Below are 13633 nucleotides of genomic sequence, written 5' to 3' on the forward strand. Positions count from 1 at the left end.
CGCCGACACCGGGCTCGGCCCTCCCGCAGGGGCTTGACCTCCGCTCCCTGCGGATCCGCACCCCCGCGCCGCAGTTCAGTCACCGATCGGCCGAACGGAATGGGCAGCATGAGCTCTGAGGGCGACGGTCACGACGCGCAACTCGCGGCGCCCGAGGTCAGCGTCGAATCCGACGGGCGGCTGACGGTGCCCGCCGATCACGTCACCGCGCTCCTGCGGTCCATCGCCCGTACCTGGCAGGCGAGCACCGGTGACGGCATGCCCGTACTGGTCATGGAGGAGGACGCGGACGTCAGCCTCGAACCCGTCACCGTCCGCGCTCTCGCCCATGCCCTGGACAACATCGCGAACCAACTCGACGTCCAGTACATCCACATCGCCACCCGCACGTCACACACCGAATGAGAGAAGCCGCCGGGGCCGGCCGGGCACCCGCGGGCTGACCCCGGCCGTGCCGTCCTCGGGTCTGCTCGACCGGGCTTCATCAGCCGTTCGGACCCGCCCCGGCTGCGCGGCGAGCGGCTTGCGTCGAGGTTGGGCGTATGGCGGCGCAGCGATCGGACGGTGGTCTCGGCGGTCGTTCGCCGGACGGCTTCCGCGGCATCAGAGACATGGTGAGCGGGCGGTCGGCACTCCTGGTCATCGGGGTGCTGGTGTTGCAGACAGCCTTTGTCCTGTCGTGCGTCGGCGCCTTCCGCGATCCCACCGCGCACCGCGTTCCACTGGCTGTCACGGCCCCCACGACAGAGATCGCCGACAACGCGTTCTACCGGCTCGCGCTGCTCCACTGTGAGCCGGTGGATCCGCGCCGGGTGGCCGACGAGGCCGCCGCCCGGGAACAGATCCGGGATCGTGAGGTGGACGGCGCTCTTCTTCTCTCCCCACGCGGCGGCGCCGATCTGCTGCTGGTCGCCGGCGGGGCGGGCCCGTCGCTCGCCGAGGAACTCGCCGCGCGTGTCGCCACTGCCGAAGAGCGGTACGGGCGCACGGTGCGTGTCCAGGACGTGGTTCCGTTCGCACCGGGCGACGCACGCTCCGTCTCCTCCTTCTCGCTCGTCGTGGGCTGGTGCGGAGGAGGCATGCTGTGCGGCTGGGCACTGTCGTTCGGAGGCGGTGGCCGTCAGGGCGGAGCACGCCGCACGCCCGCCGCGATGGGCGTGCTGGTGCTGTACTCGGTGGTTGCGGGACTGCTCGGCGCGCTGGTCGCCAGGCCTCTTCTGCACGCGGTACCGGGAAGCTTCTGGGCGCTGTGGGGAATCGGGTCCTTGCTGGTTCTGGCGGTCGGAGCGCTCACCCTCGCTCTGCACGAGCTGATCGGAGTGCCGGCTGTCGCTGTCGCTCTGGTCGTCCTGGTCGTGGTCGTCCTCGGCATGCCGAGCGCGGGCGGGGTGTACGCCACCGAGCTGCTGCCCGCGTTCTGGCGCACGATCGGCCCGGCACTGCCGCCGGGCGCGGGCCTGGACGCCGCACGCTCGGTCGCCTACTTCGGTGGCAACGGCGCCGGCGGACCGCTGTGGACGCTGGCGGCCTGGGCTGCCGGTGGCGTGGCCGCGGCACTGCTGTGCCGCATTCCGGCGCTGCGGGCCGGCGCTCCGTCAGGGCGGGTCCGTCGCGCTTCCTGACGTCGGGTCGCCGGCGCGGTGCCAAGCATGAGTGAGCGCTCACCCACGCTCACACTCCAGGTGAGTAAGCGCTCACCACGCTTCGTCCGTCCACTGGTCGAGGAGCGCTTCACCGTCGAGGCTGCCGGCGGGTACCCCGGTGCCGAGGGACTGCTCGGCCCAGATGACCTTGCCACGTGCCGTGTAGCGGGTGCCCCAGCGGTGTGCGAGCCGGGCGATGATGAACAGGCCGCGCCCGCCCTCGTCGGTGACGGCGGCCCGGCGTACGTGCGGGGCGGTGCTGCCGGCGTCGGCGACTTCGCAGATCAGGATGTCGTCGTCGTACAGCAGACGGAGCCGGATCGGCGGCGACCCGTAGCGGATCGCGTTGGTGACCAGTTCGCTGACGATGAGTTCCGCCGAGTACGCGGCGTCCTGCAGACCCCACTCGTTCACCACACGCGCGGCTTCCGCGCGGATTCCGGAGACGGCGGTCGGGTCGTCGGGCACGTCCCAGTCGGCGACGCGGCCGGGGTCCAGGAGGCGGGTGCGGGCGATGAGCAGGGCCACGTCGTCGGTGGGCCGGTCGGGCAGCAGCGCGTCGAGGACCGATTGGCAGGTGGCCTCCGGACCGAGGCCGCCCGAGCGTTCCAGCGTGGTGCGCAGGAGCTCCATTCCGGCGTCGATGTCGCGGTCGCGCCGCTCGACCAGCCCATCGGTGAACAGGATCAGCGTGCTCCCTTCGGGCAGTACGAGATCGGCGGTCTCCACCGGCAGCCCTTCGTTGACCCCGAGCGGCGGGGACCCGGGGATCTCCGGATAGGTGACGGTGCCGTCGGGGAGCACCAGCGCCGGTCCGGGGTGGCCGGCCCTGGCCACGGTGCAGTGCCCGGTGACCGGGTCGTAGGTGGCGTAGAGGCAGGTGGCGCCGGAGACCTCGACGTCGCGGTCCCCTTCCGTGTCGAGGCGGCCGACGAGGTCGTCGAGGTGGGCGAGGAGTTCGTCGGGTGAGAGGTCGAGGGCGGAGAAGTTGTGCACGGCGGTGCGCAACCGGCCCATGGTGGCCGCGGCGTGCAGGCCGTGGCCGACGACATCGCCGACCACCAGGGCGACCCTGGCTCCGGAGAGCGGGATCACGTCGTACCAGTCGCCGCCCACGCCCGGCTGGGCCGGGAGGTAGCGATGGGCCACCTCCAGGGCGGAGTGCGTGGGCAGGACGCGAGGCAGCAGACTGCGCTGAAGGGTTACCGCCATGGCGTGCTCGCGGGTGAAACGGCGCGCGTTGTCGATGGCCACGCCAGCTCGGGCCGCGAGTTCCTCGGCGACGGACAGGTCCCCGGGCTCGAAGGGGCTCTTGTCCTTGCGCCAGAAGTTGACGCAGCCCAGCACCGCACCGCGTGCCTGGAGGGGGGCGGAGACCAGGGAGTGAATGCCGTGGTCCAGGACCTCTCGGGCCCGTGGCGGGTCGTGGGCCAGCCATCCCTCGGAGGCCGAGAGGTCGGCCGTGAGGACGGCCCGGCCGCCGGTCGCGGCGAGCGCCGCGGGACTGCCGGGAGGGAAGTGCAGCGTCTCCCCCACCGGGCAGAGAGGGTGATCGCTGTGGATACCCGCCATTGCCGTGCGGCGCATGCCGGCGGCGGATGCTCCGGGCTCCTCGCCGTGCAGTACGGGATCCAGCAGTTCCACGGTGGCGAAGTCCGCGAACCGGGGCACCACCACGGCCGCCAGTTCCTCGGCCGTGCGCACCACGTCGAGCGTCGTGCCGATCTGCGTCCCGGCGTCGAAGAGCAGTTGCAGCCGTGACCGTGCCACTTCGGCCCGGCCCGCCAGCTCACGCAGCTCGGTGGTGTCGCGCAGGGTGACCACGCTCCCCCGGTGGACTCCTCCGCCTTCGACGGTACGGAGGTTGACGGCGAGCAGCCGGTCTCCCGCGGAGTGGACCTCGTCGCTGGCCGGTCTGCCCGAGGCCAGCAGTTCGGTGGTGTCCGGAGTCAGGCCCAGGCCGGTCACCTCGCGCTGCTCGGCGTCGCGCGGCAGGTCGAGCAGGCGTCGCGCCTCGTCGTTGGCCAGTGTGAGCACGCCTCGGTCGTCGATGATGAGCACACCCTCCCGTACCGAGTGCAGGACCGCGTCGTGGTGCTCGTACATGCGCGTCATCTCGGCGGGCCCCAGCCCACGGGTCTGGCGGCGCAACCGCTTGCTCACGACCGCCGACCCGGCCGCGGCGAGCAGGAGTACCGCACCCGCGACGCCGAGAAGGGCCGGCATCTGGTGGGAGACCATCTCGTTCACGCTCTTGACGTAGATGCCCACCGAGATCAGTCCGACGACCCGGCCCTTGTCGTCGAAGACGGCGACCGTCGTGTCGACGGCTCGCCCCAGGGCGCTGTCGAACGTCTCCTGGAAGGGCTTGCCCGTGAGCGCGGGGCCGAAGTTGCCGGTGACGTGGCCGCCGATACGGCTCGGGTCGGGGTGGGACCAGCGGATGCCGTTCGGGTCGAACGCGACGACGTAGCCGACGCCGGCGTTCTTGCGCATCTTCTCCGAACTGGGCTGCAGCACCCGGGTAGGGTTCGCCGACTGCATCGCAGCGGCGGTGCCGGGTGCGTCCCGGAAGGCCACTGCCACGGCAAGCGACTTGTCCCGCGCCTCGCCCGTGGCACGGTGCCGCGCCTGGACCACGAGCACCAGCAGAGTGGCGACGACGAGCACGAACGCCACCACCAACTGCAGCAGGAACACCTGTCCCGCGACAGTCCGCGGAACCAGGCCGGGCAACCGGCGGGGAGGCCGGACTCGCGACCGCTGCGGGGACTCGTGCTCGTCGACCATCCGCCCAGCATCACCGAGAGCGCTCCCCCGGAGCCGCTGACCGCGCCGGTGCGTGGCCTCCGCCTCACACGACGGAGCCACACGGCACGCGGGCGTATCCGCGACGGGACCGAGGCCGGGCCGGACGGGAACCGGAGGGTGGAGCGGACGCCGGTGTCCCCCGTCAGCCGCCGCCCAGGGCGCAGTGCCCGCCCCCGCCCAACAGCTGCTCCACCTCCAGGTGGGCGGCATCCACGATCACGCGGACGCACTGCGCCGCGGCTTCCGGGCGTCCTTCGGCGACGGCCTCGGCAACCTCCAGGTGACGCCGTACCGCGTCCGCGTCCACATGGTCGGGCATCAGCGGCAGGTCGCGGCGGGCGACGAGCAACTCCTCCGTGACCTCGGACAGCTGGGCGAACATGCCGTTGCCCGAGGCGTTCAGGAGCGCCCGGTGAAAGGCCAGGTCGGCCGCTATGAAGCCCTGGATGTCATCCCGCGCGACACCCGCCATCGCCTGGGCGAGCGCGACGAGTGACGTCCGGGCATCGGCGGAAGCGCCCATCGCGGCGAGTGCCGCGGCGGATGGTTCCACGGCGGCGCGCAGCTCGGCCAGTTCGCGGAGCTGGGCGCTTCGGGAGGGGGAGGCCAGGCGCCACCGGATGACCTGTGGGTCGTACAGGTTCCACTCGTTCATCGGCCGCACGGTGATTCCCACGCGAGGCCGGCTGGTCACCACCCGCTTCGACTCCAGGACGCGGACGGCCTCACGGGCCACGGTACGGGAGACCCCGTACCTGTCCTGTACGTCCTCGAGCCGCAGTACCTCACCGGCGCGGATCTCCTCAGCGGCGAGGGACTTCCCGATCCGGCTCAGCACCTGCCCATGCAGTCCGTGTAGTTCCATGCCACTCCTCGTCGCTTCCGCATAGAGCCGATGACGGTCAATTCTGCCGTCCGGTGAGGTCACCCGGCTCCGGCGAGCCGGCGCAGGAGGGTACTGACCCGCTCCCCCGCGCTGCGGGCCCCTCCCGCGGACAGGGCCGAACCCATTCCGCAGGCCACCGCACCCGCCGCTATCCACTGCGGCGCGTTCCCGGTCGTCACGCCCCCGGTGGGCAGCAGCGGTGCCTGGGGAAGCGCGGCGCGTACGTCGCGCAGCCAGGCCGGTGAGAACGCCGAGGCGGGAAACAGCTTCAGCGCGTCGGCGCCCTCCTCCAGGGCCCGCACCATCTCGGTCGGTGTGGCGACGCCGGGAAACACCGGAACCCCGTAGCGGTGGCCCGTGCGGATCACTTCGGGGTGAAGGCTCGGCGACACGAGGAAGCGGGCGCCCGCTTCGACGGCCGCACGTGCCGCCGCTCCGTCGATGACGGTGCCCGCGCCGAGCAGCGCCTCGGGGTGCGTCTCGGTGAGACGGGCCAGGGCGGTGAGGCTGCGCGGAGTCGTGAGGGCGACCTCCACCGCGCGCAGGCCTGCTTCCAGCAGGGTCTCCGCAGCCGCGACCGCCTCGTCGGGCCCCGCCGTACGGACGATGCCGAACACCCGCTGCGCGGTGACGGCCTGGACCGTCTCCCATCGGTACATGACTCCTGTACTCCCTCTCGTGGTGTGCCGCGCCGGTCCGGCAGACGGCGTCCACGTCCGCCTGAGCCAGCAGGGGCCCGACGACCTCACGCCAACGGCTCGGCGAGCCGAGCTTGTGGCGGATGTTCGGATCGAACGAGAGCCGTGCCCCGGCGGCTCGCGCCAGTTCGACGAGGCGCAGTGTCGCGCGGTGCGCCGACTCCGACAGCATCGGGGTGATCCCGGTGATGTGCACGAGCCGCACCCCTTCGAACTGGCCGGGCACCAGTTCGTGCGGCGACAGCCGGGACGCGGCCGAACCCGTGCGCAGGTACTGCACATCGATCGCGCGAGCCGGGTGGCTGTCGCGTATGAGCACTCCGGTGAGAGCCTGATGGTCCGTCATGGCGTGTGCGGTGTCGATGCCTTGGGCGCGGAGTTGCGCCAGCACGGCGCGTCCCGCCGGATCGTCGCCGACCCGGCCGAGCCAGCGGACGGTATGCCCCAGCCTCGCGAGGCCGGCCGCCACATTGCTCTCGGCGCCCGCGACGGAGCGCCGGAACGAGAGCGCGCGCTCGAGGGGCACGCCCGGTTCGGCCAGCATGAGCAGCATCGCCTCGCCGCGGACGACGACTTCGGCGTTCATGGGGCAAGCTCCGGCACCAGCGGGGCGAACTCCGCGCAGAAGCGGTCGATCATCCTCAGCTCCTCGTCGTCGAGCGGGTATCCCGGCGCCCGGCAGTGCGCGGACGCGAACCAGCCGCGGCGCGCGGAGATCTCCTTCTCCGCGGCGATGATCAGCTCCACGCTCTGCATCCAGTACGAGAGGTACGGGAGCATCCGGGTGTGCAGTGCGAGGGCCTCCGCCTCGTTCCCGCGTTCCCAGCTGTCCCAGAGCGCGACGTACAGCTCGGTGAAGGAGCAGCCCGGCTGTACGCCCACCGCCCCTCGGCGCAGCGCGTCGGAAAGTTGCAGCCCGGCGTAGCCGACCAGTGAGGGCAGTGGACGGGCGCCGGCGGCCAGGGCCGCGATCAGCCTTCCCGGCGGGGCGGACTCGACCTTGACCCAGCGCAGGTTGGGATGCCCGGACGCGAGGCGGTGCAGTGTGGGTGCGTCCAGTGCCGTCCCGGTCAGTGCCGGGGCGTACTGGACCACGACGGGCAGTGGGTCGACCGCCGTGAGTACCGCGCGGAGATGAGCCGAGACCGCGCCGGCGGACGGTGCGAGGAAGTGCGGGGGAAGCAAGTTCAGCGCGTCGGCGCCGAGTTCGGCGGTCCGGAGTGCCTGGCTGACCGCGGCCCGTGTGGCGTGGTCCGGCACGGAGACGATGGCCGCGACGTCCTCGCGCTGCCGGGTCCGTTCGAGGAGGAGGCCGGTGAGCAGTTTCCGTTCCGCGGGTTCGAGCTTGTGGAACTCACCTGCGAAGCCGGGGAACATCACCGAGCCGACGCCGGTGGCGAGTACCCGGTCGACCACGGTGATGAACCCGTCGGGGTCGAGTGCCCCGTCGCGGTGGAAGGGCACCTCCAGCACGGGAGAGACTCCGCGGACGAGCGTGTCGATGTCGGTGTACCTGTCCGTGTGTGCGGCCATGCAGGCTCCTCAGAAGGCCTGTCGGGGCGGGGCCGAGTCGGTCGCGCCGACGAGGAAGTCGAGGTCGGCTCCGGTGTCCGCCTGTGTGACGTGTTCGGTGTAGAGGTGGGTCCAGCCGCGGGTGACGGGCGGCTTCTCCGGTTGCCACGCGGCGCGCCGCCGTTCCAGCTCGGCGTCGTCGATCAGTACGTCGAGCCGTCTTCCGGGTACGTCGAGCCTGACGGGGTCGCCGGTGCGGACGAACGCCAGCGGTCCGCCGACCGCGGCCTCGGGTGCCACGTGCAGGACGCAGGTCCCGAAGGCCGTGCCGGACATCCGGGCGTCGGACACCCGCACCATGTCGCGTACCCCCGCGTCGAGGAGCTTCTTCGGCAACGGCAGGTTGCCCACCTCCGGCATGCCCGGGTAGCCGCGGGGCCCGGTGTTCCGCACGATGAGCACGGTCTCGGGGGACACGTCGAGGTCGGGTGTCTCGACGACGGCGAGGTAGTCCTCGAGTCTGTCGAATACGAGGGCGGGGCCCGTGTGGTCGAGCAAGTGCGGTGCGGCGGCGGACTGCTTGATGACCGCGCCGTCCGGGGCGAGGTTGCCGTGGACGACGGCCGTTCCCCGCCCGGCCGGCTGCACCGGGTTGCCGAACGGCCGGATCACCTCGCGGTCGTAGACCTCCGCGCCCAGGCAGTTGTCCACCAGTGAACGGCCGGTGACCGTCATGGCGTCCGCGTGCATGCTGTCCCGCAGGTCGTTGATGAGGGCCGGCAGTCCACCGGCGTAGGCGAACTCCTCCATGAGGAAGCGCCCCGAGGGCATGAGGTCGATGAGCAGGGGCAGTTCGGCTCCGAGCCGGTCGAAGTCGTCCAGTTCCAGCTGAACGCCCAGCCGGCCGGCGAGCGCGAGCAGGTGGACCACCGCGTTGGTCGATCCCCCGATGGCCGCGTTGACCCGGATCGCGTTCTCGAAGGCGTGCCGCGTCATGATGCGTTGCGGGGCGAGTTCGCTGCCCGCGATCTCCACGGCGCGTGCGCCGGTCTCTTCTGCGAGCGTGCCACGCCGGGCGTCCACGGCCGGCAGCCCGGAGCCGCCCGGCAGCATCGTGCCCACCGTCAGGCAGGCCATGGTGGAGGCCGTGCCCATGGTCATGCAGTGGCCCGCGGAACGGTTCAGCGAGGACTCGAACTCGGTGAACTCCTCCTGCGAGACCGTCCCGGCGCGCAGCTCCTCCGTCATCCGCCAGATGTCGGTTCCCGAGCCCACGTCCCGGGCCCCGGAACCGGCCGTTGAGCATCGGTCCGCCGGTGAGGACGACGGCGGGTACGCCCGCGCTGGCGGCGCCCATCAGAGCGGCCGGCGTGGTCTTGTCGCAGCCGGTGAGCAGCACGACGGCATCGATCGGATTGGCCCGTATCTGCTCCTCGATCTCCATGGCCGCGAGGTTGCGGTAGAGCATCGACGTCGGCCGCAGGAACGGTTCGCCGAGCGACATGGCCGGGAACTCCAGTGGGAATCCGCCCGCTTGCAGCACCCCGCGCTTCACGGCGTCCGCGAGTATCTGCACATGGCCGTTGCACGGCGTCAGTTCGGAGAAGGTGTTGCAGATCCCGATGACGGGACGCCCGTCGAAGTTGTGGCCTCCGCGCCCCATGGCCCGCAGGTGGTGTCGGGCGATGAATCCGTTCTTGCCGCCGTCGCCGAACCACGCGCGGCTGCGCAACGGCCCTCGCGGGGCGGCGGGAACCGCGGGAACTGCGGCGGACGGCGTTTCTGGCTCTGCCATGTATGTCCCTTCGACGCGCTTATGCCGCGCTGGGCGGGCCGTTCGCGATCGCGCTGTGACCACGCGGGGGCTTGCCTCGACGAATTTAATGATGCTATCAAATGACGAATTCAGGAAGATCGACGAACAGGTCTCCAAGGAGCGGCCGTTGAGCAACGCGCGGAACGCCGGACAGCAGGGCCGGCCTCCGGCCGGCCGACGCCACCCCCACATGACGGGAACCCCCGCCCGGTCACACGCGCGATCCGGCGCTGAAACATCACAGGCTCGTCTCGCCCCCGCACGCGGCCTTGACTCAGCCCCGAGACAAGCGTGTTATTCACAGAACACGTTCGACTCTGTTGTTTTGTGGGCCCTTTTGGGGTGCTGTTCCATCGACGGCTCGTCGGCACCTCCGGCGGCCTTCAACGCCACACCGTCACCACACGACCCCTCCAGCGCGATGCGCGGCGGTCGCCTCAGCTCAAAGGAGCGTTCCATGTCCCGTTCATCCCGTCGGCACGTCGCCGTCGCCACCGGCCTGCTGCTCACATTCGCCCTGAGCACCGCGTGTTCATCGGGCAAGGAGGACTCCGGGGAGGACTCCGTCGGCAAGGTCGACGGCAAGATCTCCATCACGTACCTGCAGAAGCAGGGCGACCAGGAGTACTTCGTGGGCGAGGCGGCCGGCGCCAAGGCGAAGGCCAAGGAGCTCGGGATCAGCCTCAAGGTGGTCAACCTGGGCAACGACGCCAACAAGACGGTCAGCGAAGTGCAGTCCGCCGTCGCCCAGAAGGCCAAGGGCGTCATCATCGTCGTCCCGGACCCGGCCGTGGGACCTCAGGTCGCGCAGACCGCCAAGGACGGCAAGGTCGCCCTGCTGACCTCCGACGACCAGATCTGCACCACCGGTCCCGACCCCGCCAAGTGCGGCAAGGACGACCTCGTGTCCCGCATCGGCTTCAGCGGCGCCCAGATGGGCACCGAAGTCGGCAAGCGCGCCGCGGAGGAGTACAGGAAGGCCGGCTGGCAGGCCGCCGACACGCGGGTCGTCTCGGCTTGGAAGCAGGACGTCACCGTCTGTGGCGACCGCGTCAAGGCCGCCAAGAAGGCATTCGACGCCACGGTTCCCGGTGTCAAGACCATCAACGTGGCCACCGACAACACGCCGACCGGCGCCCAGGACAAGATCGCCGCGACGATCACCGCGAACTCCAAGGTCAAGAACTGGGTCGTCTGGGGCTGCAACGACGAGAACACCATGGGCGGGGTCACCGCGCTCCAGAACGCCGGGATCGGTCCCGACCACGTCATCGGCGTCGGCCTGGGCGCCTACCTCGCCTGCAAGGAATGGCAGACCGACAAGAAGACCGGCATGAAGGCCGCCCTCTTCATCAATGGCAAGGACGTCGGCGCCCTGGCGGTCCAGACCATGTACGACAAGCTCAAGAACGGCAAGGACTTCCCCAAGGAGGCCTTCGCCCCCACCAAGATGATCGACCACTCCAACTGGAAGTCCTCCGGACTCACCTGCAGCTGACCCGGCCCGCCCCGCTTCGGCCCGTGGTCGCACCAGTGTTCGCCGCCACGGGCCGAAGCGGCCGCGCTCCACGCCGGCCCAGCACCCTGACCACACTGCGCGCCATGCCTTCGAGGTGAATCGACAGATGACAAGTGCCCCCCACTCGACAGCCGGCCCAGACCCTTCCGACGGACCACCCGACGCCGTACCTCCTTCCGGGTCCATCGGGATAGCGGACGTCACCAAGCGGTTCGGTGCCGTGCAGGCGCTCAGCGGGATCACGCTCGACTTCCCACCGGGTCAGGTCACCGCGCTGATGGGCGAGAACGGTGCGGGCAAGTCGACCCTGCTCAAGATCCTCACCGGGGACCACCAGCCGACCGAGGGCCACGTCGTCGAGGGTGCCGAGAGCATCACCCTCGACTCCCCCGCCAGGGCGCGCGCGGCGGGGATCCGGATCATCCCGCAGGAACCCGAGATCATCCCGCACATCTCCGTCGCCGAGAACGTCTACGCGGGCGCGCTGCCCCGCAAGGCGGGCAGGCGGTTCGACCGGGCAGAGCTCCGCCGCCGGATCAACGCCGACCTGGCCCGGCTCGGCTTCGCCGGCGTCCTGGACCCCGATCTCCTCGGCTCACAACTCACCCCGGCACAACGCCAGCTCGTCGAGATCATGCGCGCCCTCACCGGCAGTACGACGGCCCGTCTGATCGCATTCGACGAGCCCACCTCCTCCCTGGCCGAGCACGAGGTGGACGCCCTGTTCGCCCTGATCCGGCGGCTGCGGGACCAGGGCATCGCGATCGTCTACGTCTCGCACCGCATGCAGGAGATCTTCCAGCTCGCCGACCGTATCGCCGTACTGCGCGACGGCAGCCTGGTCGGCGTCCAGCAGGCGGACACGACGAACGAAGCGGAGCTGGTGCGCCTCATGGTGGGCCGCGACCTGTCCACCATGTTCGTACGTCAGCGGGTCGCCACCGACCGGCTCGTACTGGACGTCAAGAACCTCACCACCGACGACGTGCACGACATCTCGCTCCAGGTCCACGCCGGCGAGGTCGTCGGACTGGCCGGCCTCATCGGCGCGGGACGCTCCGAACTCGCCCTGGCCCTCGCCGGCGACCAGCCCGTCCACAGCGGCAGCGCGACCCTCGAGGGCACCCCCCTGCCGAGCGGCCGCCCCGGCGCGGTGATCCGGGCCGGACTCGGACTCGCACCGGAGGAACGCAAGGCCCAGGCCCTCTTCCTGCAGCAGTCCGTCCGGGCCAACATCTCCCTGGTCGTGCTCAACCGGCTGCGACGCTCCCGCTTCGTGCGACGGGCCGCCGAGCGGGAACTCGCCCAGCACTACACCGACCGGCTCCGCGTGCGCACACCGTCCATCGACCACGAGGTGCGCAAACTGTCCGGCGGCAACCAGCAGAAGGTCGTGCTGGCCCGGTGGCTGGCCCGCAAGCCGAAGGTCCTGATCCTGGACGAGCCGACACGCGGCATCGACGTCGGCGCGAAGGCCGAGATCTACCAGATCATCGCCGACCTCGCCGCCGAGGGCGTCGCCCTGCTGGTCATCTCCTCCGAACTCACCGAACTCCTCGGTCTCGCGGACCGGGTCGTCGTCATGCAGCAAGGCCGTATCACCGGCGAGCTCAACCACGACGAGGCCACCGAAGAATCCATCCTCGCCCTCGCGATGGCCGACGACATCATCAGCACCCGCACCCCCGGAGCCACAACATGACCACCACCAGCGCCCCTTCCCCAGCAGTCAAGGAGCCGTCGGAAGGACCGGCCTCCTCCCGGCCGAAGCTGCTCTCCCGCATCAGCGGGCAAAACATCAGCCTCGTCGGCGCGCTGATCCTCGTGCTCGTTCTGTTCGGGATCCTCAACGACAACTACCTGAGCCTGTCCAACATGCAGGTCATCGCCGAGGCCGCCACCATCACCGGCCTGCTCGCGATCGTGCAGACCGTCGTGATCATCTGTGGCGGGCTCGACATCTCCGTCGGCTCGCAGACCGGTGTGGCATCCGTCGTCAGTGCCATGGTCTTCACCAGCACCAACACCAACGCCTTCCTCGGCATGGCAGCCGCGATCGGCGTGGGCCTGCTCATCGGCATACTCAACGGCTTGATCATCGTCTACGGCCGGGTCAACCCCACCATCGCCACCCTGGCGGGTCTCGCCGCCTACAAGGGCCTCGCCCAGCTCCTGTCGGACGGCCGGGCCCAGGGCTATGTCCTCAACAACGACTTCTTCATCTTCCTCGGCCGCGGGAAGATCGCCGGACTGCCCGTCATGGTCTGGATCCTCATCGTCGTCGCCGTGCTCGTCCATCTTCTGCTGCGGTACACCGACATCGGCCGCAACATCTACGCGATCGGCGGCAACGACACCGCCGCCCGACTGGCCGGCATCAACATCAACAAGTACCTGATCTGCGTCTACGCCCTCATCGGGATCGTCGCCGCCATCGCCGGCATCCTGCTGACCGCACGCACCGGATCCGGCCAGCCCACCTCCGGCAGCGAGGGCCTCGAACTCAAGGCCATCACCGCCGCCGCACTCGGCGGCGCAGCCCTCAAGGGCGGCAAGGGCGGCATCGGGGGCACCCTGCTCGCCGTCGCGCTCCTGGGGGCCCTCGAGAACGGCCTCACCGTCCAGGGCATCAACTCCTTCTGGCAGAACGTCGCCCAGGGCGCCCTGCTGGTGGTCGCCGTCGTCATCCAGCAGCGCCGCAGCGGCGAGAGGGCCGTCGGGCTACCGCACTGATCCGCCCCCGCGCGG

At 70.6% G+C, this 13633-nt stretch carries 9 protein-coding genes and 2 pseudogenes; 5 read left to right on the forward strand and 6 right to left on the reverse strand.

Features of this window, described 5'->3' with window-relative positions; all coding sequences use genetic code 11:
* Positions 1-108 precede the first annotated feature (108 nt).
* Positions 109-405, forward strand: coding sequence for a hypothetical protein (locus ACIQM0_RS19380; RefSeq protein WP_401288089.1), 297 nt, complete (start codon positions 109-111; stop codon positions 403-405).
* A gap of 137 nt (positions 406-542) precedes the next feature.
* A complete protein-coding gene (locus ACIQM0_RS19385; RefSeq protein WP_401288091.1) occupies positions 543-1622 on the forward strand; it encodes a DUF3533 domain-containing protein in 1080 nt (359 codons plus the stop codon).
* A 72-nt stretch (positions 1623-1694) separates the two neighbouring features.
* On the opposite strand, the gene ACIQM0_RS19390 is transcribed toward ACIQM0_RS19385, so the two are convergent.
* From ACIQM0_RS19390 to ACIQM0_RS19415, 6 genes and pseudogenes are all read right to left on the reverse strand, one after another.
* Positions 1695-4433: a SpoIIE family protein phosphatase gene (locus ACIQM0_RS19390; RefSeq protein WP_401288094.1), complete on the reverse strand. Its 2739-nt coding sequence runs from the start codon at positions 4431-4433 to the stop codon at positions 1695-1697.
* A gap of 163 nt (positions 4434-4596) precedes the next feature.
* On the reverse strand, positions 4597-5319 hold the full coding sequence (locus tag ACIQM0_RS19395; protein WP_401288784.1) for a FadR/GntR family transcriptional regulator: 723 nt from the start codon (positions 5317-5319) through the stop codon (positions 4597-4599).
* Positions 5320-5378: 59 nt separating this feature from the next.
* Positions 5379-5999 (reverse strand): bifunctional 4-hydroxy-2-oxoglutarate aldolase/2-dehydro-3-deoxy-phosphogluconate aldolase, encoded by a 621-nt coding sequence (locus ACIQM0_RS19400; protein WP_401288095.1) that lies wholly within the window; start codon positions 5997-5999, stop codon positions 5379-5381.
* A gap of 52 nt (positions 6000-6051) precedes the next feature.
* Positions 6052-6624 (reverse strand): annotated as a pseudogene (locus tag ACIQM0_RS19405) (sugar kinase); the annotation flags it as partial.
* Positions 6621-7571, reverse strand: coding sequence for a dihydrodipicolinate synthase family protein (locus ACIQM0_RS19410; protein WP_401288097.1), 951 nt, complete (start codon positions 7569-7571; stop codon positions 6621-6623). The gene ACIQM0_RS19410 and the pseudogene ACIQM0_RS19405, both read right to left, overlap by 4 nt.
* Positions 7572-7580: 9 nt before the next feature.
* A pseudogene (locus tag ACIQM0_RS19415) lies at positions 7581-9345 on the reverse strand (IlvD/Edd family dehydratase).
* A 478-nt stretch (positions 9346-9823) separates the two neighbouring features.
* On the opposite strand from ACIQM0_RS19415, the gene ACIQM0_RS19420 reads away from it, so the two are divergent.
* From ACIQM0_RS19420 to ACIQM0_RS19430, 3 genes are all read left to right on the forward strand, one after another.
* The gene (locus ACIQM0_RS19420) at positions 9824-10864 is read left to right on the forward strand and encodes a substrate-binding domain-containing protein (RefSeq protein ID WP_401288099.1); all 1041 of its coding nucleotides are present in this window, start codon (positions 9824-9826) and stop codon (positions 10862-10864) included.
* A 127-nt stretch (positions 10865-10991) separates the two neighbouring features.
* On the forward strand, positions 10992-12587 hold the full coding sequence (locus ACIQM0_RS19425; protein WP_401288101.1) for a sugar ABC transporter ATP-binding protein: 1596 nt from the start codon (positions 10992-10994) through the stop codon (positions 12585-12587).
* A complete protein-coding gene (locus tag ACIQM0_RS19430) occupies positions 12584-13618 on the forward strand; it encodes an ABC transporter permease (RefSeq protein ID WP_401288104.1) in 1035 nt (344 codons plus the stop codon). Before ACIQM0_RS19425 ends, ACIQM0_RS19430 begins: the two co-directional genes overlap by 4 nt.
* Positions 13619-13633: the final 15 nt, after the last annotated feature.

Source organism: Streptomyces sp. NPDC091387 (assembly GCF_044756945.1).
Lineage (GTDB): Bacteria > Actinomycetota > Actinomycetes > Streptomycetales > Streptomycetaceae > Streptomyces.